The following is a 24,643-nucleotide window of genomic DNA, read 5'->3' as shown; positions in this document are numbered from 1 at the left end:
AGCCTGCGGCAGCTCCTACGCCGAACGCGTTTCTCCAAGATGTACTGGTGGGAGCTTCACCATGTTGAACACCCTTCTTCCAATCCTGTTGTTTGCCGCCCTGGGCCTGGCTGTCCTTGGCGCGTTGCGGCGGGTGGCCATGTGGCGTCGGGGCCGGGCTTCGAAAGTTGACCTGATCGGCGGCCTGCTTGCCATGCCAAAGCGCTACATGGTCGACTTGCACCACGTGGTGGCGCGGGACAAATACATCGCCAATACCCACGTCGCCACCGCCGGTGGTGCGGTGGCTTCCGCCGTGCTGGCGATCCTGGTTCACGGTTTCGGCCTGCATAACCGCTTCCTCGGGTATGCACTGCTGCTGATGACTGCCGTGATGTTCGTGGGAGCGATTTTCGTCTACCTGCGCCGACGCAATCCTTCGGCCCGTTTGTCCAAAGGCCCGTGGATGCGCCTGCCGAAAAGTCTCCTGGCGTTCTCCGCTTCGTTTTTCCTGGTGACCCTGCCAGTAGCAGGCATCCTCCCGGAAAATTTCGGCGGCTGGATCCTGGCGGCAATCCTGTTTGTCGGCGTGTTGTGGGGCGTCTGCGAGTTGTTCTTAGGCATGACTTGGGGCGGCCCCATGAAGCACGCCTTTGCCGGTGCTCTGCACCTGGCCTGGCACCGTCGCGCCGAGCGCTTTGGCGGCGGTCGCTCCACCGGGTTGAAACCGCTGGATCTGAACGATCCTACTGCGCCGCTGGGTGTGGAAAAGCCCAAGGATTTCACCTGGAACCAGTTGCTTGGCTTCGACGCTTGCGTACAGTGTGGCAAGTGCGAGGCCGCGTGCCCGGCATTTGCCGCCGGCCAGCCGTTGAACCCGAAAAAACTGATTCAGGACATGGTCGTTGGCCTGGCCGGTGGCACCGATGCCAATTTTGCCGGCAGCCCATACCCAGGCAAGCCCATCGGTGAGCACGCCGGCAATCCGCATCAGCCGATCGTCAACGGTCTGGTGGACGCCGAAACCCTATGGTCCTGTACCACTTGCCGCGCCTGCGTTGAAGAGTGCCCGATGATGATCGAGCACGTCGATGCCATCGTTGACATGCGCCGCCATCTCACCCTGGAAAAAGGCGCGACCCCGAACAAGGGCGCCGAAGTCCTGGAAAACCTGATCGCCACCGACAATCCCGGCGGCTTCGCCCCGGGAGGGCGGATGAACTGGGCAGCGGACTTGAACCTCAATCTGATGAGCGAGAAAAAATCCGTCGACGTGCTGTTCTGGGTCGGCGACGGTGCTTTCGACATGCGCAACCAGCGCACTCTGCGTGCGTTTGTCAAAGTGCTGAAAGCGGCCAAGGTCGACTTCGCCGTTTTGGGCCTTGAAGAACGCGACAGCGGTGACGTGGCACGGCGACTGGGCGACGAAGCGACTTTCCAGCTGTTGGCCAAACGCAATATCCAGACCCTGGCCAGGTACAGCTTCAACCGCATCGTCACCTGTGACCCCCACAGCTTCCACGTGTTGAAGAACGAGTACGGCGCCTTCGACGGCAACTACCTTGTGCAGCACCACAGCACCTACATGGCAGAAATCATTGGTGCCGGCGCCCTCAGCCTCGGCCAGCACAAAGGCAGCAGCGTCACCTATCACGACCCGTGCTACCTCGGTCGTTACAACGGCGAGTACGAGGCACCCCGTGAAGTGCTGCGTGCCCTTGGCATCGAAGTCAAAGAGATGCAGCGTTCAGGTTTCCGTTCCCGTTGCTGCGGCGGTGGTGGCGGTGCGCCGATCACCGACATCCCGGGCAAGCAACGAATCCCCGACATGCGCATGGAAGACATCCGCGAAACCGGCGCCGAGCTGGTGGCAGTCGGTTGTCCACAGTGCACCGCGATGCTTGAGGGCGTGGTCGAACCGCGACCGCTGATCAAGGACATCGCTGAACTGGTGGCCGACGCGCTGCTCGAAGAGGCGGCGCCGAACAAGCCCAATGCACCGGTGCAACATGAAGAACCTGCGGAGGCCCACTGATGAGCGACATTATCCGCCGCGATCCGCGCGCCGAATGGATCGCCCGCAACCGCTTGCACCCGCTGCACGCGGCCATGCAACCGGCGCAACACAGCTGGATGGGGCCTAACGGGGTCATCCGCAAGAACCCCCACGGCGTCGGCTTTATCGGGCCCAACGGGCTGAAGCGCATCGACCGCAGCGGGGCCCAGCAAGGTGGGGCGACCAAGCGTACCGCCGCTGTAGAAGTACAATTGCCGCTGCATCAGGTGCCTGCGCCGGCGTTCTATATTTGCGTGGTCCCGGACATGGTCGGTGGCCGCCTGAGCAGTCACGACCGTGACTTGCTGGGGCTGGCTCATCAATTGGCTGGCTCGGACGGCGCGGTGTTGGCGGTGGTGTTCGGTGAACACAAGGAAAGCACATTTGCCACCGCTGGCGTGGATCGCCTGTTGGTGCTGGACGGCGAGGAATTCAGCGGTTATGCACCGGAACAACGAGTGCAGGGCCTGCGGGCTGTGGATAACCAGTTCAATCCGCGTCACTGGTTGCTGCCTGACAGCCGTACCGGCGGCGGCGAACTAGGCCGTCGGTTTGCCGCAACCTTGGGTGAACGCCCGGCAACACGGGTGTGGCAGGTCAAGGATCAGGAGTGTATCGGCCGTGCCGGTGCTGGCCTGCAGGATCTTGCCCGGCCGGTTGCGCGCCTGATTCTGGCTGCCGTCGAATGCGCCGAGCCGGTCAGTGAAAGCCGTCATGAAGCCTTGCCGGTGGAGTTATCCACAGCCGTGGCGCGCAGCCTTTCGCGCATCGAAGATCTGGGCGCAGTGGCAGTCTACCCGGCAGCGATTCCCATGGCCGAAGCGGAATTCATCTTCTCTGGCGGTAACGGCGTCAAGGACTGGGGACTTTTCCACAGTACCGCCCAAGCGTTGGGCGCTACCGAAGGCGCATCGCGGGTAGCGGTGGACGACGGCTTCATGGCGCGCGAGCGTCAGGTCGGTGCGTCCGGCACCTGGGTCACCGCACGGGTCTATGTAGCGGTGGGGATTTCCGGGGCGATCCAGCACCTGCAAGGCATCGGTGCCTGTGACAAGGTGGTGGCGATCAATCTCGACCCCGGTTGCGACATGATCAAACGGGCCGACCTGTCGGTGATCGGCGAGAGTGCCGAGATTCTACAAGCCTTGATCGATGCGGTAGCGGCTTACCGGAACGACGCCAAGCGCGATGCGGCTTAAGGGAAGGAAAAGGTCATGAGCACGAAAATCATCAGCCTGGTGTCCATCGGCGCCCACCCAACCTCCGGCCGGCCACGTCGCGCTGAGCAGGATGCGCGCGCGGTAGAACTGGGCTTGCAACTGGCTGGGGATAACTTGCAAGTCCTGCACGCAGGCGACGTCGCCGAGCCTGCCTTACGTGCCTATCTGGGTATGGGTCTTGAGCAACTGCATGTACTGGAACAACCGCAGGGCGCCGATGCATTGCCCGCATTGACCGCCTACTTGCATGAAGCCGGCGCCCAGGTGGTACTCACCGGCAGCCAGGCGGAAACCGGCGAAGGGTCGGGCATGCTGCCGTTCCTGCTGGCGGAGAGTCTCGGCTGGCCGCTGGTCGTGGGGCTGGCGCAGGTTGAATCCATCGACGGTAATTGCGCAATGGTGCTGCAGGCATTACCGCGAGGCCAGCGTCGTCGCCTTAAAGTACGGCTGCCGTTTCTGGCCACTGTGGATAACGCTGCACCCAAGCCTCGCCAGAGCGCCTACGGCCCGGCGCGACGCGGCTTGTTGCAGGCGGACGAAGTCGAGGTATTCGACGATGAGTTACTCGCGGTAGCGACCCTGCAACCTGCCAAGCCACGGCCGAAACGCTTGAAGGTGATCAAGGCCAAAAGTGGCGCTGATCGCATGAAGGCCGCAACGGCGAAGGCCAGTGGTGGGGGCGGGCAGGTTTTGAAGGGATTGACTGCGCAAGCCGCCGCCGACGCGATCCTCAAGTTGTTGATCGAAGAAGGCGTCGTTCGCTAAGGCTTGGCAGCCACTGCACGCGAGCCGTGAGCTCTGGGCCGGAGGATGCTGTGGCTTCAATACGTCAAACTATCCAGTTATTCCGGGGCTTTCTACTTGCCCACAATCGCTGTTGGCGGTTTTGTGGATAAGTTGTTTGCTGTCGGCTACAGGCCCCATAAATCGGGCTTCTCAAGAGTTTGATTAAAAAATAGCCAATCTCTCATTATCTACATGAATATCCTTCGAAATCCCTTATTTAGCGTGGTTTCCCCTGGTTTTCCACAGATCTCCAATAGTTGTCCCCGAAGTCTGTTGGCGCTTCTGTGGATAAGGTGTTTGCGATCCGCTGCGAGCCAGGCAGAGCGTGGCTTTGAAGCATTAGATCAAAAAATGATCAGTTGCTTCGATAAACGCATGTTTCGGATAAGTCACGGATTTTATTTAGTTTATACGGAAATGATTTCCGCCTATCCACAGTTGTCCCCAATTGCTGTGGGTGGAGATGTGGATAACTTGTTGGCGGAAGGCCACGAGCTGCGCACTGTATAGCTCTGAACGCAATTGATCATATTTCGTACAGTTATAACTTGAATCGGGTGTTGTCGTTAAAAGATCGCAGCCTGCGGCAGCTCCTACAGTTTGTTGTGTCCGATAAATTATCGGTGCACGCGTCACTGTAGGAGCTGGTGCAGGCTGCGATCTTTTGACTTTGATCAACCTTGAACGGGAACGCCTTTGAGATACGGCGCAGGCTCAGCCCCCAGATTGTTCAGCAGGCGTTCGCTGTACCAGTCCACAAAGTTCACCACACCGAACTCATAGGTCTTGGAATACGGCCCAGGCTGGTAAGCCGTGGAATTGATCCCGCGCTGGTTCTCTTCCGCCAGGCGACGGTCCTGGTCGTTGGTGGCATCCCAGACCTGGCGCATGCGATCAACGTCGTAGTCCACGCCTTCAACGGCGTCCTTGTGCACGATCCACTTGGTGGTGACCACGGTTTCCTGGGCACTGATCGGCCACACGGTGAACACAATGATGTGATCGCCCATGCAGTGGTTCCATGAGTGCGGCAGGTGCAGGATGCGCATCGAGCCCAGATCGGGGTTCTTGATGCGCCCCATGAGTTTTGCGCAGCCCTGTTTGCCGTCCAGGGTCATCGAGACGGTGCCCTTGAGCAGCGGCATGCGCACGATGCGGTTACGCAGGCCGAAGCTGGCATGCGCGTAAGGGATCTTCTCGGCTTCCCAGGCAGCGGCCGAGGCGGCCACGTGGTCCTTGAACCCCTGGTCGGCTCGCGGGTCGGTGACGTCGTCCCATTCCAGCAGGGTTTTGAGCAGTTCCGGGTGCGAGGCGTTGCAGTGGTAGCACTCGCGATTGTTTTCCAGTACCAGCTTCCAGTTGGCTTTTTCAACCAGGGTGGTGGTAATCGCCACCTTGGTGTTCTCCATGTCGTAGGGTTCCATGTAGTGGTTCAGCGTCGACAGGAAGTCATCGATGGCCGGCGGATTTTCCGCCAGGCTGATAAAGATGTAGCCGCCCGCAGTCTTCACGTTCACCGGCTTGAGGCCGTACTGCTTCATGTCGAAGTCTGCACCCATTTCGGTGCCCGCGAACAGCAGGCGGCCGTCCAGCTCGTAGGTCCACTGGTGGTAGTGACAGACCAGCTTGGCGACCTTGCCTTTTTCGCTGGTGCACAAACGCGAACCCCGGTGACGGCAGACGTTGTGGAACGCATGCACCACACCTTCGGCACCGCGGATCACGATGATCGGGTTCTTGCCAATCTGCAGGGTCAGGTAGTTGCCCTTGGTCGGGATCTCGCAGGTCATGCCGGCGATCAACCACTCCTTCTGGAAAATTTCCTGCATGTCGATATCAAACAGCCGCTCGTCAGAGTAAAACGGCTGCGGCAGCGAGAAAGTGCGCTCGCGCTCTTGCAGCATCTGTGCGGTGGCCTTGCGTGCGGGTTCCAGCGGATCGCCCAGGCTGATTTTTGCGGTGACGTCCATCAATTTGATCCTCAAGGCCATTCTGTGTGGCCGGCGAAAGTGGCTATGTGGCCGGTTTAGCGGGTTTGCTACGCAAGGTGTAAAGAATCTGTCTTTGTGTGGAGCGAGTGTGGGGCCGGCGCTGCCCAGAACCTTATCCATGGGCGACATGGCCCAATCTGTTCCCGACGCGCAACCCCCGGTAACCAAGGGCTGGTCGCGATAAGTATGTGAATGTCGCAGATAGGTAAATGGGTGGTTCGCGCTATACGCAGAATCGCCAACATAAGGCCGACCATCGGCGGTGGAGAACAGCATGTCCAACAGCTTCCTGAATCCGGTAACCACCCAGACCTGGGCCAATGGTCGACACATCGTCCGTTGCGTCAAAGTCATCCAGGAAACCTGGGACGTGCGCACTTTCTGCTTTATGGCAGACCAGCCGATCCTGTTCTTTTTCAAGCCGGGGCAGTTCGTTACCCTGGAGCTGGAAATCGAAGGCGTGCCGATCATGCGTTCTTACACCATTTCCAGCTCGCCCTCTGTGCCGTACAGCTTCTCCGTGACCATCAAGCGCGTGCCGGGGGGCAAGGTCTCGAACTGGTTGCACGACACTCTGCACGAAGGCCAGGAGCTGGCGGTGCACGGGCCGGTCGGGCTGTTCAACGCCATGGACTTTACCGCGCCAAAGGTCTTGTACCTCAGCGGTGGGGTCGGCATCACGCCAGTGATGTCCATGGCGCGCTGGTTCTACGACACCAACGGCAACGTCGACATGGTGTTCATTCACAGCGCCCGTTCACCCAAGGACATCATCTACCACCGTGAGCTCGAACACATGGCGTCGCGGATCGACAACTTCAGCCTGCACCTGATATGCGAGAAGCATGGTCTGGGTGAGCCTTGGGCGGGGTATCGCGGTTACCTGAACCACAAGATGCTGGAGCTGATGGCACCCGACTTCATGGAGCGCGAAGTGTTCTGCTGCGGCCCGACGCCGTACATGAATGCGGTCAAGCGCATGCTTGAAGCGGTCGGCTTCGACATGTCGCGTTATCACGAAGAATCCTTCGGTGCGACGCCACCGGAAGCCCGGGCGGATGCGGTGGAGCAGGCGGAAATTGCTGCCGACGCGCCGGAAGTTGATTTGGCGGATCTGCATCAGGTCGAATTTATCTCGTCCGGCAAGAGCATTCGTGTGGCGCCCGGTGAAACCGTGCATGCGGCGGCGGCCAAGCTCGGTTTGCTGATTCCGAAGGCCTGCGGGATGGGTATTTGCGGTACGTGCAAGGTGTTGAAATTGGGGGGCGAGGTGGAAATGGACCACAACGGCGGAATTACCGAAGAGGACGAAGCGGAAGGGTTCATCCTGTCGTGCTGCAGCGTGCCGAAAGGGGACGTGCGCATTGAGTTTTAATCGGCGTGGTGATGACTGCTGATTGACCCTGCGGACCATGGATGACGAAATCTGTAGGAGCTGCCGAGTGCAACGAGGCTGCGATCTTTTGATCTTGACTTTAAAACCAAAATCAAAAGATCGCAGCCTCGTTGCACTCGACAGCTCCTACGGCTCCTACAGGTGCGCAGGTCCACAAGCAGGTAGCTGCGCAGACCTGCAGAGGGAAAGCTTAGCGGGACATGACCTCGCGAATGTCCGCCGCCAATTCACGTACCCGTTCCTCCTCGGTGTCCCACGAGCACATGAAGCGCGCGCCGCCGTTGCCGATGAAGGTGTAGAAGCGCCAGCCCTTGGCGGTCAGTGCGGCGATGGCCGGTTCCGACAGTTGCAGGAACACGCCGTTGGCCTGCACCGGGAACATCAGTTCCACTCCTGGAATATCGCTGACCAGCTCGGCCAGCAATTGCGCGCAATGGTTGGCGTGGCGGGCGTATTTGAGCCAGGCGTCGTTTTCCAGGATCCCGACCCAGGGGGCCGAGAGGAAGCGCATTTTCGAGGCCAACTGCCCGGCCTGCTTGCAGCGGTAGTCGAAGTCTTCGGCCAGTTTGTGGTTGAAAAACAGGATCGCTTCACCCACCGCCATGCCGTTTTTCGTACCGCCAAAGCACAGCACGTCGACACCGGCCTTCCAAGTCAGGTCCGCTGGAGAGCAGCCTAGAAAGGCGCAGGCGTTGGAGAATCGCGCGCCGTCCATGTGCAGGTTCAGGCCGAGCTCCTTGCAGGTGGCGCTGATGGCACGGATTTCTTCAGGGGTGTAGATGCTGCCGACTTCGGTGGCCTGGGTCAGGGTCACTACGCGGGGTTTTGGGTAGTGAATATCCTGGCGCTTGAGAGCGACTTCACGAATGGATGCCGGGGTCAGCTTGCCATTTTCGGTGCGCGCAACCAGCAGCTTGGAGCCGTTGGAGAAGAATTCGGGCGCGCCGCATTCGTCGGTCTCGACGTGGGCGGTTTCCGAGCAGATCACGCTGTGGTAACTCTGGCACAGCGACGACAGGGCCAGGGAGTTGGCAGCGGTGCCGTTGAAGGCAAAGAACACTTCGCAGTCGGTTTCGAACAGTTTGCGGAATTGATCGGACGCGCGTGCGGTCCATTCATCGTCGCCATAAGCGCGCTGGTGGCCGTGGTTGGCCTGCTCCATGGCAGCCCAGGCTTCAGGGCAGATACCGGAATAGTTGTCGCTGGCGAATTGTTGGCTCTTGTCGGTCATGGCCGGCTTCCGTGATCGAAGCTCTTATGGTGAAGAGCATTCGTGGTCAATGATGGTGCGCACTTTACCGAAGATCGTCCGGGGAGCACACGGGATGTTGCTTTCGAAAAAATACAGCGTTGGCGGACAATTATGCACATGACTCAGCGCGATGGTGCACTCGATCTGCTCAAGTGGCTGGCGCTTTTGAGCATGGTGCTCGATCACCTGCGATATGTCGGCTATTCCATTGATATCCTGTTTGCGCCGGGGCGATTGGCGTTCCCATGGTTCTGCCTGGCAATGGCTGCGAACCTGGCGCGGATGGGCGCATCCCGCGCCGGCACTCCGTGGCGGTATCTGTCGTGGTTGGTGGTGTTCAGCGCCATCAGCGAGATCCCGTATCGGCTCTTCATGCCGGCGCCCGACACGCTGAACGTGCTGCCCACGCTGGTACTAGGGTTGTTGGTGGCGCGCGGCTGGCAGCAGCAAACGCTGGAATCGCGTCTACTCGCGCTGGGTGCATTGGTACTGGCTGCATTGTTCCCGGAACGACTGATGTTCGGGTTCTTCGGCGTGCTGTTGCCGCTGGCGATGCTGCTGGTGATCAGGCGGCCCTGGTATTACAGCCTGTTGCCTGGGGTGGTGGGCCTGGCGGCGAATCAATGGCAGGTGCTGTATCCGGCGGCGCAGTTTGGCAATGTCGCCGCCATCTGGGGCATTGTCACTTGTCTGATCGCGCCATGGCTGGGGATGGTCTTGTTGCGACATGCCAAACATCTCAAGCCTGCGCCGATGCGACGCTGGGCGTATGCGTTGTATCCGCTGCATTTCCTTGTGCTGTTACTCGTCCGCGAAATCATCGCTTAACCCTGTGGGAGCTGGCTTGCCAGCGATAGCGGCGTCACATCCGGCATTGATGGTGGATGACCCACCGCCATCGCTGGCAAGCCAGCTCCCACAGGGTTTTTCGTTGATTTGAGGATCGTGTTCGGCATGCCATTTCCGCCCATGTCGTAAACGCACCTTTGCGTGGCGTCCGTAGGCATTTGGCCTGTCTGCGCCGGTCATACCATCGCATCAAAGGGCACTGTCGCAACACCAGTGCCTCACCGAGACGAATGGCGCATAGATGCCGCTGGGAGAGACGCGATGTTCAGCAAGCAAGACCAGATCCAGGGTTACGACGATGCACTGCTGGCGGCGATGAATGCCGAGGAGCAACGTCAGGAAGATCATATCGAGCTGATCGCGTCCGAAAACTACACCAGCAAACGCGTGATGGAAGCGCAAGGCAGCGGCCTGACCAACAAATACGCCGAAGGCTACCCGGGCAAGCGCTACTACGGTGGCTGCGAGCACGTCGACAAGGTTGAAGCGCTGGCCATCGAGCGCGCCAAGCAACTCTTCGGTGCCGATTACGCCAACGTCCAGCCGCATTCCGGCAGCCAGGCTAACGCCGCTGTCTATCTGGCCTTGTTGAACGCAGGCGATACCGTGCTTGGCATGAGCCTGGCCCACGGCGGTCACCTCACTCACGGCGCCAAGGTCAGCTTCTCCGGCAAGCTCTACAACGCCGTGCAGTACGGCATCGACACCACCACCGGCCTGATCGATTATGACGAAGTCGAGCGCCTGGCGGTCGAGCACAAGCCGAAAATGATCATCGCCGGGTTCTCCGCCTACTCCAAGACTCTGGACTTCCCGCGCTTCCGCCAGATCGCTGACAAAGTCGGTGCCTATTTCTTCGTCGACATGGCGCACGTCGCCGGCCTGGTCGCTGCCGGGCTGTACCCGAACCCTCTGCCATACGCCGACGTCGTCACCACCACCACCCACAAGACCCTGCGCGGTCCACGGGGTGGCTTGATCCTGGCCAAGGCCAACGAAGAGCTGGAAAAGAAATTCAACGCTGCCGTGTTCCCCGGCGGCCAGGGCGGCCCGCTGATGCACGTGATAGCCGGCAAGGCCGTGTGCTTCAAGGAAGCGCTGGAGCCAGGTTTCAAGGCGTACCAGCAGCAAGTGATCGACAACGCCCAGGCCATGGCCGGCGTATTTATCAATCGCGGCTACGATGTAGTGTCCGGCGGCACCGATAACCACCTGTTCCTGGTCAGCCTGATTCGTCAGGGCCTTACCGGCAAAGAAGCGGATGCAGCACTCGGTCGCGCTCACATCACCGTGAACAAGAACGCTGTCCCGAACGATCCACAGTCGCCGTTCGTGACCTCTGGCCTGCGCATCGGCACTCCGGCGGTGACGACTCGCGGCTTCAAGGTGACGCAGTGCGTCACGCTGGCCGGCTGGATCTGCGACATCCTCGACAACCTCGGCGACGCCGACGTAGAAGCAAATGTTGCCCAGCAAGTGACGGCCCTGTGCGCGGACTTCCCGGTTTATCGCTGAGCGCGGTTTTGGAGTAAATGACTATGCAACGGTATTCGGGCTTCGGCCTCTTCAAACACTCCCTCAGCCATCACGAAAACTGGCAGAAAATGTGGCGCACGCCGACCCCTAAAAAGGTCTATGACGTGGTCATCGTCGGTGGTGGCGGGCATGGTCTCGCGACCGCCTACTACCTCGCCAAGGAACACGGCATCACCAATGTGGCCGTGGTCGAGAAAGGCTGGCTGGGCGGCGGTAACACCGCGCGCAACACCACCATCGTTCGTTCCAACTACCTGTGGGACGAGTCGGCGCACCTGTACGAACACGCGATGAAACTGTGGGAAGGCCTGTCACAGGACCTGAACTACAACGTGATGTTCTCCCAGCGCGGCGTCTACAACCTGTGCCACACCCTGCAGGACATCCGTGATTCCGAGCGTCGGGTCAGCGCCAACCGCCTCAACGGCGTGGACGGTGAACTGCTCGATGCCAAGCAAGTGGCCGATGAGATTCCGTACCTCGACTGCTCGAAAAACACTCGCTACCCGGTGATGGGCGCCACTGTCCAGCGTCGCGGCGGCGTGGCCCGTCACGATGCCGTGGCCTGGGGCTTTGCCCGTGCCGCCGATGCACTGGGCGTGGACCTGATCCAGCAGACCGAAGTGATCGGCTTCCGCAAGGAAAACGGTGTATGCATCGGCGTGGAAACCAACAAGGGCTTCATCGGCGCCAAGCGCGTTGGCGTGGTGACAGCCGGTAACTCCGGGCACATGGCAAAGCTGGCAGGTTTCCGGCTGCCGATCGAATCCCACCCGCTGCAAGCGCTGGTGTCCGAGCCGATCAAGCCGATTATCGACAGCGTGATCATGTCCAACGCCGTACACGGTTACATCAGCCAGTCCGACAAGGGCGACCTGGTGATCGGCGCCGGTATCGACGGCTACAACGGCTACGGCCAGCGCGGTTCGTACCCGGTGATCGAGCACACCATCCAGGCCATCGTCGAGATGTTCCCGGTGTTGTCCCGCGTGCGCATGAACCGGCAGTGGGGTGGCATCGTCGACACCACGCCGGACGCCTGCCCGATCATTTCAAAAACCCCGGTGCCGAACATGTTCTTCAACTGCGGTTGGGGCACCGGTGGCTTCAAGGCAACACCTGGCTCGGGCAACGTATTTGCCGCGAGCCTGGCCAAGGGTGAAATGCACCCATTGGCTGCACCTTTCTCCATCGACCGTTTCCACAACGGTGCGTTGATCGATGAACACGGCGCTGCTGCGGTTGCCCACTAACAGGAGAAATCCCCATGTTGCATATCTTCTGTCCTCACTGCGGCGAGCTGCGCTCCGAAGAGGAATTTCACGCATCCGGCCAGGCGCACATCCCGCGTCCACTGGACCCGACCTCCTGCACCGACGAGGAGTGGGGCGACTATATGTTCTTCCGCGATAACCCTCGCGGCCTGCACCACGAGCTGTGGATTCATGCCGCCGGTTGCCGTCAGTACTTCAACGCCACCCGCGACACCGTGACCTACGAAATTCTCGAAACCTACAAGATCGGCACCAAGCCACAATTCACCGACAAGACCGACAGCCCGAAAGCGGCCGCCACGGTTCTGGGAGAGAAGGTATGAGCCAGATCAATCGCCTGTCCAACGGCGGACGCATCGACCGCAACAAAGTGCTGAGCTTCACGTTCAACGGCCAGAGCTACAAGGGCTATGAAGGTGACTCCCTGGCCGCCGCGCTGATCGCCAACGGCGTGGATATCATCGGTCGCAGCTTCAAGTATTCCCGCCCACGCGGCATCTTCGCCGCAGGCGCTGAAGAGCCGAACGCAGTGCTGCAGATCGGCGCGACCGAAGCCACGCAGATACCCAACGTACGCGCCACGCAACAGGCCCTGTATCAAGGCCTGGTCGCCACCAGCACCAACGGCTGGCCAAGCGTGAACAACGACATGATGGGCATTCTCGGCAAGGTCGGCGGCAAGCTGATGCCGCCGGGCTTTTACTACAAAACCTTCATGTACCCGCAATCGTTCTGGATGACCTACGAGAAGTACATTCGTAAGGCCGCAGGTCTTGGTCGATCGCCGACCGAGAACGATCCGGACACCTACGACTACATGAACCAGCACTGTGACGTGCTGATCGTTGGCGGTGGCCCTGCTGGCCTGGCCGCGGCACTGGCGGCTGCGCGCAGCGGTGCCCGGGTGATCCTGGCCGATGAACAGGAAGAGTTCGGCGGCAGCCTGCTCGATTCCCGCGAAAGCCTCGACGGCAAGCCTGCCGTGGAATGGATCGCCAGCGTCATCGACGAACTGAAGAACACCCCTGACGTGCTGCTGTTGCCGCGTGCCACGGTCAACGGTTACCACGACCATAACTTCCTGACCATTCACGAGCGTCTCACCGATCACCTCGGCGACCGCGCTCCGATCGGCCAGGTGCGTCAACGCATTCACCGCGTCCGCGCCAAGCGCGTGGTGCTGGCGACCGGTGCTCACGAGCGTCCGCTGGTCTACGGCAACAACGACGTGCCGGGCAACATGCTTGCCGGTGCCGTCTCGACTTACGTTCGCCGGTATGGCGTCGCACCCGGCAAAAAGCTGGTCCTGAGCACCAACAACGACCACGCCTATCGCGTGGCGCTGGATTGGCTCGATGCCAGCCTGCAAGTCGTGGCTATCGCTGACGCGCGCAGCAATCCGCGCGGCGCGCTGGTGGAAGAGGCGCGCGCCAAAGGCATTCGCATCCTGACCGGCAGTGCCGTGATCGAGTCTCGCGGCACCAAGCGCGTGACTGGCGCGCGCATTGCTGCCATTGACGTCAAAGGGCACAAGGTCACCAGCCCCGGCGAATGGCTGGACTGCGACCTGGTGGTCAGCTCCGGCGGCTACAGCCCGGTGGTGCACCTGGCGTCGCACCTGGGAGGCAAGCCGACCTGGCGTGAAGACATCCTCGGTTTTGTACCGGGCGAGGCACCGCAAAAGCGCGTCTGCGTGGGCGGTATCAATGGCGTCTACGGTCTGGGTGATTCCCTGGCCGATGGTTTTGAAGGTGGCGCCCGTGCCGCCAGCGAAGCCGGTTTCGGGGTGGTCGAAGGTACTTTGCCTAAAGCCCTGAGCCGCCTCGAAGAGCCAACCCTGGCGCTGTTCCAGGTGCCCCACGAGAAGAATTCGGCCCGTGCACCCAAGCAATTTGTCGACTTCCAGAACGACGTCACCGCCGGTGGCATCGAACTGGCGACCCGCGAAGGTTTCGAGTCGGTTGAGCACGTCAAACGCTACACCGCACTGGGCTTCGGCACCGATCAGGGCAAGCTGGGTAACGTCAACGGCCTGGCCATCGCCGCCCGCTCGCTGAACGTCACCATCCCGCAGATGGGCACCACGATGTTCCGTCCCAACTACACGCCGGTGACTTTCGGTGCCGTAGCCGGTCGTCACTGTGGGCACATCTTCGAGCCTGTGCGTTTTACTGCATTGCATCACTGGCACGTGAAAAACGGCGCCGAGTTTGAAGACGTCGGCCAATGGAAACGCCCATGGTATTTCCCGAAAAACGGTGAAGACCTGCATGCCGCGGTCAAGCGCGAATGCAAGGCCGTGCGCGACAGCGTCGGTCTGCTGGATGCTTCGACCCTGGGCAAGATCGACATCCAGGGCCCGGACGCCCGCGAATTCCTCAACCGCATCTACACCAACGCCTGGACCAAGCTCGATGTGGGCAAGGCGCGTTACGGCCTGATGTGCAAAGAAGACGGCATGGTTTTCGACGATGGCGTGACCGCTTGCCTGGCCGACAACCATTTTGTGATGACCACCACCACCGGCGGCGCCGCTCGGGTACTGCAGTGGCTGGAAATTTACCAGCAGACCGAATGGCCAGACCTGAAGGTGTACTTCACTTCAGTGACTGACCATTGGGCAACCATGACCCTGTCCGGCCCGAACAGCCGCAAGCTGCTCAGCCAGGTCACGGACATCGACTTGAGCAACGAAGCCTTCCCGTTCATGACCTGGAAAGAAGGCCTGGTCGGTGGCGTCCCGGCGCGGGTGTTCCGGATTTCGTTTACCGGCGAGCTGTCGTATGAAGTCAACGTGCAAGCCGACTACGCGATGGGCGTGCTGGAGAAAATCGTCGAGGCGGGCAAGCAGTACAACCTGACCCCGTATGGCACTGAAACCATGCACGTTCTGCGGGCCGAGAAGGGCTTCATTATCGTCGGCCAGGACACCGACGGTTCGATGACCCCGGATGACCTGAACATGGGCTGGTGTGTCGGTCGCACCAAACCGTTCTCGTGGATCGGCTGGCGCGGCATGAACCGCGAGGATTGTGTGCGCGATCAACGCAAACAGCTGGTTGGCCTGAAGCCGATCGATCCGACCAAATGGCTCCCTGAGGGTGCGCAGCTGGTGTTCAACACCAAGCAGGCGATCCCGATGAGCATGGTCGGCCACGTGACCTCCAGCTACGCGCACAACTCCCTGGGCTATTCGTTTGCCATGGGCGTGGTCAAGGGCGGCCTGAACCGCATGGGCGAGCGAGTGTTCGCCCCGCTGGCGGATGGCAGCGTGATCGAGGCGGAAATCGTTTCTTCGGTGTTCTTTGATCCGAAGGGCGAGCGCCAGAACATTTGATGACCTCGAGATCTGTGGGCGGGCTACCAATCGCTAGCAGGCTAGCTCCCACAGGGGAACGCGGTTGAATGTGGGAGCTAGCCTGCTGGCGATGACGGCAGTGCAGCCACCACAGGAACCAACAGAATTCAGGAACAGGTGCTTTATGACCGCAGCCAATGTGTACCAACAACGCCCAACCACCGGCGCCAAGGCCGAGTCGTCGTTGCATCATGCCGACCTCGCCAGCCTGGTAGGCAAGGGTCGCAAGAATGCCGGCGTGATCGTGCGTGAGAAGAAACTCCTCGGCCACCTGACCATCCGTGGCGATGGCCACGATGCCGCGTTTTCCGAAGGGGTGCACAAGGCCCTCGGCATTGAATTGCCGGGCGCTCTGAGCGTTATCGTCAAGGGCGAGACCAGCCTGCAGTGGATGGGGCCGGATGAGTGGCTGCTGATCGTGCCGACCGGTGAAGAATTTGCCGCCGAGCAAAAGCTGCGTGAAGCGCTGGGTGATTTGCACATCCAGATCGTCAACGTCAGCGGCGGCCAGCAGATCCTCGAACTGAGCGGCCCGAATGTGCGCCAGGTCCTGATGAAATCGACCAGCTACGACGTGCACCCCAACAGCTTCCCGGTGGGCAAGGCCGTGGGCACGGTGTTCGCCAAGTCGCAACTGGTGATCCGCCATACCGCCGAAGACACCTGGGAGCTGCTGATCCGTCGCAGCTTCTCTGATTACTGGTGGTTGTGGTTGCAGGATGCCGCAGCCGAGTACGGCCTTAGCGTCCAGGCTTGATCACAACCGCTCACCTGTAGGAGCGAGCTTGCTCGCGATGGACTTGAGGACGACGCGTTAACCCAGGCAGTACGCGTTATCGTTGGCGCCCATCGCGAGCAAGCTCGCTCCTACAGAGGTAGCGTCGTTTACCGATACCTCAGGAGTCACTGCACTATGAGCCGCGCCCCAGACACATGGATTCTGACCGCCGACTGCCCTAGCGTCCTCGGCACCGTGGACGCGGTGACGCGGTTTCTTTTCGAGCAGGGCTGCTACGTCACCGAGCACCACTCCTTCGATGATCGGCTCTCGGGACGGTTTTTCATCCGGGTGGAATTCCGTCAGCCTGACGGGTTCGATGAACAGTCATTCCGCGCCGGCTTGCAGGAGCGCGGTGAAGCGTTCGGCATGATCTTCGAACTGACTGCGCCGAACTATCGGCCAAAAGTGGTGATCATGGTGTCCAAGGCCGATCACTGCCTCAACGATCTGCTCTATCGCCAACGCATTGGCCAACTGTCCATGGACGTGGCCGCAGTGGTCTCCAATCACCCGGACCTCAAGCCGCTGGCCGACTGGCACCAGATTCCTTACTACCACTTCCCGCTCGACCCGAACGACAAGCCATCGCAAGAGCGTCAGGTGTGGCAAGTGATCGAAGAGTGCGGTGCGGAGTTGGTGATTCTTGCGCGCTACATGCAGGTCCTGTCACCGGAGCTGTGCCGCAAGCTCGATGGCAAGGCGATCAATATCCATCACTCCCTGTTGCCCGGTTTCAAGGGCGCCAAGCCGTATCACCAGGCCTACAACAAGGGTGTGAAACTGGTGGGCGCCACGGCGCACTACATCAACAACGACCTGGACGAAGGGCCGATCATTGCCCAGGGCGTGGAGGCCGTGGATCACAGTCACTACCCGGAAGACCTGATCGCCAAGGGGCGGGATATCGAAGGGCTGACCTTGGCGCGAGCGGTGGGTTATCACATTGAGCGGCGGGTGTTCCTGAACGCCAATCGCACCGTCGTTCTTTAAATCGCTATCGCTGCCAAGCCAGCTCCCACAGGGCTGAGGTCGCTCAGAAAATGTGCACAACCCTAACATTGTGGGAGCGGGCTTGCCCGCGATGAGGCCCTCAAACACAACACAAGACACAAGACCCACAGGCAATAACCCGAGCAATCAACGCGCCGCCGCTACAAGGCGACGTGAGTGCGACATAAAAACAACAGCGAGGTGAAAGCATGTCTGGCAATCGTGGTGTGGTGTATCTCGGCGCTGGCAAGGTCGAAGTACAGAAAATTGACTATCCGAAAATGCAGGACCCGCGCGGCAGGAAGATCAACCACGCTGTGATCCTGCGCGTGGTGTCCACTAACATCTGTGGTTCCGACCAGCACATGGTGCGCGGTCGGACCACCGCTCAAACCGGCCTGGTGCTGGGGCACGAAATCACCGGTGAAGTGATTGAGAAGGGCAGCGACGTCGAGAACCTGCAAATCGGTGACCTGGTGTCCGTGCCGTTCAACGTGGCTTGCGGGCGCTGCCGTTCCTGCAAGGAAATGCACACCGGTGTCTGCCTCAGCGTTAACCCGGCACGTCCGGGCGGTGCTTACGGTTATGTCGACATGGGCGACTGGACCGGCGGCCAGGCTGAATACGCCTTGGTGCCTTACGCCGACTTCAACCTGTTGAAACTGCCTGACCGCGATCGCGCGATGGAAAAAATCCGTGACCTGACCTGCCTCTCCGACATCCTGCCGACCGGTTACCACGGCGCAGTCACTGCCGGCGTTGGCCCGGGCAGCACCGTGTACATTGCAGGCGCGGGTCCAGTCGGCCTGGCCGCTGCAGCTTCCGCTCGTCTACTGGGCGCCGCTGTGGTCATCATCGGCGACGTCAACACCGTGCGCCTGGCACACGCCAAGGCCCAGGGCTTCGAAATTGCCGACCTGTCCCTGGACACCCCGCTGCACGAACAGATCGCCGCATTGCTGGGCGAGCCTGAAGTAGACTGCGCCGTAGACGCCGTCGGCTTCGAAGCGCGCGGTCATGGCCACGATGGTGCGAAACACGAGGCTCCGGCCACGGTGCTCAACTCGTTGATGGGCGTGGTTCGTGTTGCCGGCAAAATCGGCATCCCGGGCCTTTACGTGACCGAAGATCCAGGTGCAGTGGATGCCGCAGCAAAAATGGGCAGCCTGAGCATTCGCTTTGGTCTGGGCTGGGCTAAATCCCACAGCTTCCACACCGGCCAGACGCCTGTGATGAAGTACAACCGCCAGCTGATGCAGGCGATCATGTGGGACCGTATCAACATTGCCGAAGTGGTGGGCGTGCAGGTGATCAGCCTGGATCAGGCACCGGAAGGTTACGGCGAGTTTGATGCAGGTGTACCGAAGAAGTTTGTGATTGATCCGCACAAGTTGTTCAGCGCGGCGTAAACGGTTACGCAAAACAAAACGGCGACCTCAGGGTCGCCGTTTTTACATCAGAAGATCGCAGCCTTCGGCAGCTTCTATGCCGAACGCGTAACCCTGTAGGAGCTGCCGAAGGCTGCGATCTTTTGATCTTTTCGTTTGCTCACAACACCGCCAACGACCCTTGATACAACACCGGCCCCGTCGGCTGCCCGGTCGGCGAGCCCCCCTTGGGCTCCAGGCTCACCGCCAACGCAATCGGCTTGCCTATCAGCACCTTTTGCGCATCGCTCAGCTCAACCTTGCCCTTGCCACCCGCCGGAATCACGCCGAGGGAAATCGGTTTGCCATTCGCCGGTATCGCCCACAACTCCAGGCTGCGTCCCGGATCAATCGCAGCCAACGCCAGCGGCTCCACTTGCAGATAGTTGTCGTGGGCCTGAACCCTTAGCGCCGGTTGCGAATCGGCCGCCAGCAATGTCGCGCTGTACCGCGCTTCATCACGGTTGTAGAGCACGCTCAGGAACACGACGACCACCAGCGAACACAACGCCGCCGTCACCCGCATCCAGTTCCAGAAGGAACGCTTCTGTGGCACATACAGTTTTTGTGGGTCGATGCGCGCCGTGATGCCTTGCCACACGCGTTCCGGCACCGGTTGCTCGGGCAATGCTTCGGTCAGGCTGGCGAGACTGTCCTGCCAGTGCGCCAGTTCTGCGCGTAATGCCGCGTCTTCCAGCAGCAACTGTTCAAAGCGCCGACGAGCTGCTGCTGGCATCAAGCCAATGGCGTAGTCGGCGGCGAGGGCTCGGCGCAGGCTCGGGGTTTGATAGTTCATGATTCAAGGCACCTGCGCAGGCGCTCCATACCACGGCGGATCCAGGATTTGACCGAGCCCAGCGGCGCGGCCAGGTGTTCCGCCAGTTCCGAGCAGGACAGCCCTTGAAAGTAGGCGACGGTGATCGATTGACGCTGCATGCCGTCGAGGCTTTCCAGGCAGCGGTTCAAGGCATTGGCCTCGCGTGCGGTGTTTAATAATTCGTGGGCGGATGGACTTTCATCCACCAGCGCCTGTTCTTCGAGATCGGTCAACGGTCGGTCGCGGTGTTTGCGCAGCTGGTCGATGGCTTGATTGCGGGTGATGTTGACCATCCAGGTCAGCGGCGCCGACAGATGTGCCTCATAGCGCGAAGCGTTTTTCCAGATGCGCACGAAGCTTTCCTGCAGCACTTCTTCGGCCAGGTCTTGACGCCCCATGAACCGCAGGGCAATACCGTGCAAACGCGGGCCGACACTGCGGTAAAGCGTCTCGAATGCGCGGCGGTCACCCAGCGAACACTGGGCCAGAAGCTGCCTGAGCTGATCGGTGTCGGCAATGGAAATAACGGTTCTCCAATCAGTCGAGGTGGTGAGGTGAGGCTGCGTGCGGTGCCGGTTGCAGGCAGAGGTTAGTTCACAGCGCGCAGTTGTTCCATTCACGGGCAGACACCTCGGAAAAATCCGCCGACCCTGATGCGCAGGGCCGGCGGTACAACTCAACCTTTCGGCATCAGCACTTTGTCGATGACCTGAATCACGCCGTTTGACTGGTACACGTCGTAGGTGGTGATATCGGCGACATCACCTTTTTCATCTTTGATGGTGATGTTGTGCGGGCCGTTCATCATCGCCCAGAGCTTGCCGCCAGCGACGGTGGTGAGTTCGGTCTTGCCGCCACCGGCCTTGATCTTCTCGGTCAGGGTCATCATGTCGAGTTTGCCGGCGACGACGTGGTAGGTGAGGATTTTGGTCAGGGTGGCCTTGTTTTCAGGTTTGAGCAGCGTATCGACGGTGCCGGCGGGCAGGGCGGTAAAGGCCGAATTGACCGGTGCGAACACGGTGAATGGGCCTTTGCCTTTGAGCGTGTCGACGAGGCCGGCGGCTTTCACGGCGGCGACCAGCGTGGTGTGGTCTGAGGAGTTCACCGCGTTGTCGACGATGTCTTTGCTCGGCAGCATGCTTTGGCCGCCGACCATCACCGCGTCATGGCTCATGGTTGCCGCTTGCACGGTGTTCAGGACGGATCCGCCGCCAAGGGCCAGGGTCAGCAGGCTGGCAATCAACGGCGTTTTCATCGAAGTGCGTTTCATGGTAGTGATCCTTGAGGAGGGAATCGGCCAGGAATGTCTGTCCGTGCTTGATATACGCGGCCGGGTCTAGACTGGATGCACCACGAAGAAACTCTTTTTACGGGTCACAACGCCGGACCTTGTAGGAGCTGGCAAAGCCTGCGATCTTTTGATCTTGATTTTGGGCGGGCTTGAATGCGCTGAAGATCAAAAGATCGCAGCCTTCGGCAGCTCCTACAGAAGCTGCGACAGGCTTACAGATGCGGGAACAATCCTCCGGGAAACCAGTCGAACGCACAGCTTTTCGCCGCTCATGGGTGGGCGGTTTATGCCTAAAGAGGTTGTCTCGATGAAGATTTCACGCGGTTTTGCACTGGCTTCGCTCATGACCCTGGCGGCCAGCCCGGTGTTCGCCGGGTTCACCCTGGACGATCTGACCAAAGCGGCGTCGAGCATGCAGGGCGGTGATGCGGCCACTAAAGCGGCGCCGACCTCGGAAACGGCGGGTCTGCTCGGCGCGCTGACTTCGCAGTTGAATGTAAAACCCGAGCAAGCCGTCGGTGGCGCCGCGGCGATGCTGGGCCTGGCGAAGAATCAGCTGAGTTCGACCGACTATTCCGAACTGGCCAAAAGCGTTCCGGGGATCGACAAGTTGTCGGGCGGTGGTGAGCTGGGCGCGTTGGCCGGTTTGCTCGGCTCGAACGGCAAGGCGGCAGGGCTGGACAATGCCTTGGGCACCGTCAAGGACACCAACGACCTGAACAATGCGTTCAGCGCCCTGGGCATGGACACCGGCATGATCGGCCAGTTTGCCCCCTTGATCCTGCAATACCTCGGTCAACAAGGCGTTGGTGGTTCGCTGCTACAAAGCCTCGGCAGCATCTGGGGCGCAGGTACCGGCACCTGATTCAGCGGCGCCCGGCGCGCAAGGCGTCGATGCGCTGATCTTTTTCGATCCAGAGCTGGTTGACCCAGTTTTGGATTTTTTCGCGAAAAACCGGATCGTTTTCGTAATCGCCCTGCCACAGCGCGGGGTCGAGTTCGCGGGTGTTGATGTCGATGATGACCCTCGGCAAGTTGCCGCTGATCAGGTCCCGGAAGCCCGGGATTTTCTGCTGCGGATAGACCACGGTGACGTCGAGAATCGCATCCAGCTGCTCGCCCATCGCCGCCAGCACAAACGCCACACCGCCCGCCTTGGGTTTGAGCAGGTGGGTGAAGGGTGATTGCTGATGGGCGCTTTTCGCGGCAGTGAACCGGGTACCTTCCAGGTAATTGACCACCGTCACCGGCTGGCGCTTGAACAGCTCGCAGGCCGCCTTGGTGATTTTCAGATCCTGGCCGGCAAGCTCCGGGTTCTTTGCCAGGAAGGCTTTGGTGTAGCGCTTCATGAACGGGTAATCCAGTGCCCACCACGCCAGCCCCAGGAAGGGCACCCAGATCAGTTCTTTCTTGAGGAAAAACTTGAAGAACGGCGTGCGCCGGTTCAGCGTCTGAATCAGCGCCGGAATATCGACCCAGGATTGATGATTGCTGATCACCAGATAGGACGTGTCAGTGCGCAAGTTATCGCCGCCACGGATGTCCCATTGCGTGGGGATGCACAGCCGGAAGATCAGCTTGTCGACTTCCGCCCAGGTCTCGGCGATCCACATCACCGCCCCCGACGCGTAGTCGCGCAGGCGCCCTGGCAGCACCAGCTTGAGCAAGGCAAACACCATCAGCGGCCCGAACAGGACCAGGGTGTTGAGCAACAGCAGCAGGGTAACGAAACAGCCGGTGAGCAGTCGGCGCATAAGTCACTCTTGAAATCATTTGGGCGCGTCATGATAAGCAGCTTCGGGCGCGAGGCCAAATCGGTGATGACGAATGTTTCACCTGGCTGGCGGTATGCTTGACCTCATTAACGGTCCTCAGGTCTTGTGGTGATTGATCCGACCTCTTCGCGGGCAATCCCGCGCCCCAGTAGATTGAGGTGTGCAAGATTTTTTGAACCACCCAAAACCCTGTGGGAGCGGGCTTGCCCGCGACGCGATCGTTAGAACGAACGAATTGCCCACTGGCTGTCTAAAATTGCGCTGCCCACTTTTCAAGGATGCCCACTACGTGAAATCCCTCTTCGCCCTGCTGACCTTGGTGGCCCTGCCAGTGATGGCCGCCGAGCCGACCCTGTACGGTCGCTACGAATACATCGCGCTGCCGGAAATCGGCGGCGAAGTGCTCAAGGCCAAAATGGACACCGGCGCCCTGACCGCGTCGCTGTCGGCCAAAGACATCAAGACCTTCACCCGTGACGGTGATGAGTGGGTGCGTTTCCGCCTTGCGACCAAGGATGCGAGCAATAAGGTCTACGAGCACAAGATTGCGCGGATCAGCAAGATCAAGACCCGCTCGGAAGAGGATGCGGACGATGATGAGTCGGCGGCGCCGACCAAGCGTCCGGTGGTGGATCTGGAGCTGTGCCTGGGTAATGTCAAGCGCACGGTTGAGGTCAATTTGACGGATCGCAGCAGTTTTAACTATCCGTTGTTGATTGGGGCAAAGGCGCTGCGTGAGTTTGGTGCGGCGGTGAATCCAGCTCGGCGTTTTACCGCGGATAAGCCTGATTGCTGAGCATTGGCTGCCGATTGACGTCGCATCCACCATGGTTCACCGTTCCCCCCACTTAACTGACGGGCCCGCACGCCATGCCCCATATCCTGTTGGTCGAAGACGAAGCCGCCATTGCTGATACCCTGATATTCGCCTTGCAGGGCGAGGGCTTTATCTGATTTTCCTCAGCGCCCGCGATGCGGAAATCGATCGCGTGGTAGGGCTGTAAATCGGTGCCGACGATTACGTAGTCAAACCGTTCAGCCCCCAATCGGACCATCTTTTGAGGCCATTACTTTGAACTGAAATTCAAACCTTGGGCATTGTGGCCAACATCGAAGGCCGCTGGCTCACCTCGAAATACCACGCTGCCAGCTGCGGATTAGGCTCGCGCCAAGCCAGGTCCGGATGGCGCAGATCCAGATAACCAAGGGCACAAGCCACACTGATCGCCGCCACATCAAAATGACTGGTCAGCTCGGCGATGGCCTCTGCTTCAAGCAATGCGAGCGCGCGGCGGATTTTGTCGCGCTGGCCGTCAAGCCAGGCATCCCAGTGTTTTTCCGGGGCGCGCAGGGCCACTTCGTAACGTGTGAGCACGGCGGCGTCCATGATGCCGTCGGCCATGGAGGCGAGCGTCAGGCGGCGCCAGCGGGCCGAGCCTTCGCGGGGGATCAGCGGATTGCCAACGTGCTGGTGATCGAGGTAATCGAGGATCACCCGGCTGTCGTGGATGACGTTGCCGTCGGCCAGGCGCAGGGCGGGGATTTTGCTCAGGGGGTTGTCGTTGATCAGGCTCGGGTCTGGGTCGACTGGGGAGAGCACGCAGTTTTGCAGGGCGACTCGGTCCTGTTGACCGGTTTCGTGCAGCAGCACCATGACTTTGCGTACGAAAGGCGAGAGGGAGTTGTGGTAGAGGGTCATGGTCGGGGTGGACATGGCGGCGTCTCGGTCAGTGGTGGTGGCAGGCAGCGGTGGGAGCAAGGCTTGCCCGCGATGACGGTAGCACATCTGAAATTGATGTAACTGACGCACCGCCATCGGTATATCAGCCGACACAGATGTCGACTGATATACCGCTTTCGCGAGC

General features: G+C 60.3%; 21 protein-coding genes and 1 pseudogene. 15 read left to right on the top strand and 7 right to left on the bottom strand.

Annotated elements, in window-relative coordinates; genetic code table 11:
• The first annotated feature begins 61 nt into the window (after positions 1–61).
• The 3 genes from dgcB to etfB are packed head-to-tail and all read left to right on the top strand — an operon-like array spanning position 62 to position 4,020.
• The gene (gene dgcB, locus AAEZ05_RS00570; RefSeq protein WP_045059902.1) at positions 62–2,014 is read left to right on the top strand and encodes a dimethylglycine demethylation protein DgcB; all 1,953 of its coding nucleotides are present in this window, start codon (positions 62–64) and stop codon (positions 2,012–2,014) included.
• Complete coding sequence (etfA, locus tag AAEZ05_RS00565; protein WP_350646435.1) at positions 2,014–3,234, top strand: electron transfer flavoprotein subunit alpha; 1,221 nt, start codon at positions 2,014–2,016, stop codon at positions 3,232–3,234. Before dgcB ends, etfA begins: the two co-directional genes overlap by 1 nt.
• Positions 3,235–3,249: 15 nt before the next feature.
• Positions 3,250–4,020 carry an electron transfer flavoprotein subunit beta gene (etfB, locus tag AAEZ05_RS00560; RefSeq protein WP_045059904.1) on the top strand — a complete coding sequence of 257 codons (771 nt, stop codon included), beginning with the start codon at positions 3,250–3,252 and terminating at the stop codon, positions 4,018–4,020.
• A gap of 695 nt (positions 4,021–4,715) precedes the next feature.
• Here the strand turns inward: etfB and gbca are convergent.
• Positions 4,716–6,011: a glycine betaine monooxygenase oxygenase subunit gene (gene gbca, locus AAEZ05_RS00555; protein WP_045059905.1), complete on the bottom strand. Its 1,296-nt coding sequence runs from the start codon at positions 6,009–6,011 to the stop codon at positions 4,716–4,718.
• 295 nt (positions 6,012–6,306) lie between these two features.
• Here gbca and gbcB point away from each other — a divergent pair, with 295 nt between their 5' ends.
• Positions 6,307–7,407, top strand: a complete 1,101-nt coding sequence (gbcB, locus tag AAEZ05_RS00550; protein ID WP_045059906.1) for a glycine betaine monooxygenase reductase subunit — start codon at positions 6,307–6,309, stop codon at positions 7,405–7,407.
• A gap of 211 nt (positions 7,408–7,618) precedes the next feature.
• Here the strand turns inward: gbcB and AAEZ05_RS00545 are convergent, their stop codons facing one another.
• Positions 7,619–8,659, bottom strand: coding sequence for a threonine aldolase family protein (locus tag AAEZ05_RS00545; RefSeq protein ID WP_045059907.1), 1,041 nt, complete (start codon positions 8,657–8,659; stop codon positions 7,619–7,621).
• A gap of 132 nt (positions 8,660–8,791) precedes the next feature.
• Between AAEZ05_RS00545 and AAEZ05_RS00540 the strand changes: the two genes are divergently transcribed.
• From AAEZ05_RS00540 to fdhA, 8 genes are all read left to right on the top strand, one after another.
• On the top strand, positions 8,792–9,508 hold the full coding sequence (locus tag AAEZ05_RS00540) for a TraX family protein (protein WP_350646434.1): 717 nt from the start codon (positions 8,792–8,794) through the stop codon (positions 9,506–9,508).
• A gap of 282 nt (positions 9,509–9,790) precedes the next feature.
• A complete protein-coding gene (gene glyA / locus AAEZ05_RS00535; RefSeq protein WP_045059909.1) occupies positions 9,791–11,044 on the top strand; it encodes a serine hydroxymethyltransferase in 1,254 nt (417 codons plus the stop codon).
• Positions 11,045–11,067: 23 nt separating this feature from the next.
• On the top strand, positions 11,068–12,318 hold the full coding sequence (locus AAEZ05_RS00530) for a sarcosine oxidase subunit beta (protein ID WP_007947735.1): 1,251 nt from the start codon (positions 11,068–11,070) through the stop codon (positions 12,316–12,318).
• A 14-nt stretch (positions 12,319–12,332) separates the two neighbouring features.
• Positions 12,333–12,662, top strand: coding sequence for a sarcosine oxidase subunit delta (locus AAEZ05_RS00525; protein WP_350646433.1), 330 nt, complete (start codon positions 12,333–12,335; stop codon positions 12,660–12,662).
• Positions 12,659–15,676, top strand: a complete 3,018-nt coding sequence (locus AAEZ05_RS00520; protein WP_045059911.1) for a sarcosine oxidase subunit alpha — start codon at positions 12,659–12,661, stop codon at positions 15,674–15,676. Before AAEZ05_RS00525 ends, AAEZ05_RS00520 begins: the two co-directional genes overlap by 4 nt.
• A gap of 145 nt (positions 15,677–15,821) precedes the next feature.
• Positions 15,822–16,454: a sarcosine oxidase subunit gamma gene (locus AAEZ05_RS00515; protein ID WP_045059912.1), complete on the top strand. Its 633-nt coding sequence runs from the start codon at positions 15,822–15,824 to the stop codon at positions 16,452–16,454.
• A 156-nt stretch (positions 16,455–16,610) separates the two neighbouring features.
• The gene (gene purU, locus AAEZ05_RS00510) at positions 16,611–17,468 is read left to right on the top strand and encodes a formyltetrahydrofolate deformylase (protein ID WP_122841212.1); all 858 of its coding nucleotides are present in this window, start codon (positions 16,611–16,613) and stop codon (positions 17,466–17,468) included.
• Between the two features lie 209 nt (positions 17,469–17,677).
• Positions 17,678–18,877 carry a formaldehyde dehydrogenase, glutathione-independent gene (gene fdhA, locus AAEZ05_RS00505; protein ID WP_045059914.1) on the top strand — a complete coding sequence of 400 codons (1,200 nt, stop codon included), beginning with the start codon at positions 17,678–17,680 and terminating at the stop codon, positions 18,875–18,877.
• A gap of 139 nt (positions 18,878–19,016) precedes the next feature.
• Here fdhA and AAEZ05_RS00500 read toward each other — a convergent pair whose 3' ends face one another.
• Genes AAEZ05_RS00500 through AAEZ05_RS00490 form a run of 3 tightly spaced genes read right to left on the bottom strand, consistent with a single transcriptional unit; the run spans position 19,017 to position 20,982 of the window.
• Positions 19,017–19,691: an anti-sigma factor gene (locus AAEZ05_RS00500; protein ID WP_350598883.1), complete on the bottom strand. Its 675-nt coding sequence runs from the start codon at positions 19,689–19,691 to the stop codon at positions 19,017–19,019.
• A complete protein-coding gene (locus AAEZ05_RS00495) occupies positions 19,688–20,332 on the bottom strand; it encodes a sigma-70 family RNA polymerase sigma factor (protein ID WP_350598885.1) in 645 nt (214 codons plus the stop codon). The genes AAEZ05_RS00500 and AAEZ05_RS00495 overlap by 4 nt, the downstream gene beginning before the upstream one ends.
• A 56-nt stretch (positions 20,333–20,388) precedes the next feature.
• A complete protein-coding gene (locus tag AAEZ05_RS00490; protein ID WP_082069185.1) occupies positions 20,389–20,982 on the bottom strand; it encodes a fasciclin domain-containing protein in 594 nt (197 codons plus the stop codon).
• 328 nt (positions 20,983–21,310) lie between these two features.
• Here AAEZ05_RS00490 and AAEZ05_RS00485 point away from each other — a divergent pair, with 328 nt between their 5' ends.
• Positions 21,311–21,868: a DUF2780 domain-containing protein gene (locus AAEZ05_RS00485; RefSeq protein WP_205892084.1), complete on the top strand. Its 558-nt coding sequence runs from the start codon at positions 21,311–21,313 to the stop codon at positions 21,866–21,868.
• 1 nt (position 21,869) lies between these two features.
• Here the strand turns inward: AAEZ05_RS00485 and yihG are convergent, their stop codons facing one another.
• Positions 21,870–22,757, bottom strand: coding sequence for a 1-acylglycerol-3-phosphate O-acyltransferase, YihG family (gene yihG / locus AAEZ05_RS00480; RefSeq protein WP_045059917.1), 888 nt, complete (start codon positions 22,755–22,757; stop codon positions 21,870–21,872).
• A gap of 310 nt (positions 22,758–23,067) precedes the next feature.
• Between yihG and rloA2 the strand changes: the two genes are divergently transcribed.
• Both rloA2 and AAEZ05_RS00470 read left to right on the top strand, forming a co-directional pair.
• A complete protein-coding gene (gene rloA2 / locus AAEZ05_RS00475) occupies positions 23,068–23,574 on the top strand; it encodes a retropepsin-like aspartic peptidase RloA2 (RefSeq protein WP_350646432.1) in 507 nt (168 codons plus the stop codon).
• Positions 23,575–23,648: 74 nt separating this feature from the next.
• Positions 23,649–23,779: pseudogene (locus AAEZ05_RS00470) on the top strand (two-component system response regulator CreB); the annotation flags it as partial.
• Positions 23,780–23,862: 83 nt separating this feature from the next.
• On the opposite strand, the gene AAEZ05_RS00465 reads toward AAEZ05_RS00470, so the two are convergent.
• Positions 23,863–24,492, bottom strand: coding sequence for a glutathione S-transferase (locus tag AAEZ05_RS00465; RefSeq protein ID WP_045060010.1), 630 nt, complete (start codon positions 24,490–24,492; stop codon positions 23,863–23,865).
• Between the last annotated feature and the right edge of the window lie 151 nt (positions 24,493–24,643).

The organism is Pseudomonas sp. HY13-MNA-CIBAN-0226 (genome assembly GCF_040310305.1).
Taxonomy (GTDB): domain Bacteria; phylum Pseudomonadota; class Gammaproteobacteria; order Pseudomonadales; family Pseudomonadaceae; genus Aquipseudomonas; species Aquipseudomonas gregormendelii.
Note: the sequence above shows the minus strand (reverse complement) of the source record. Positions and strands in the feature narration are given on the sequence as shown.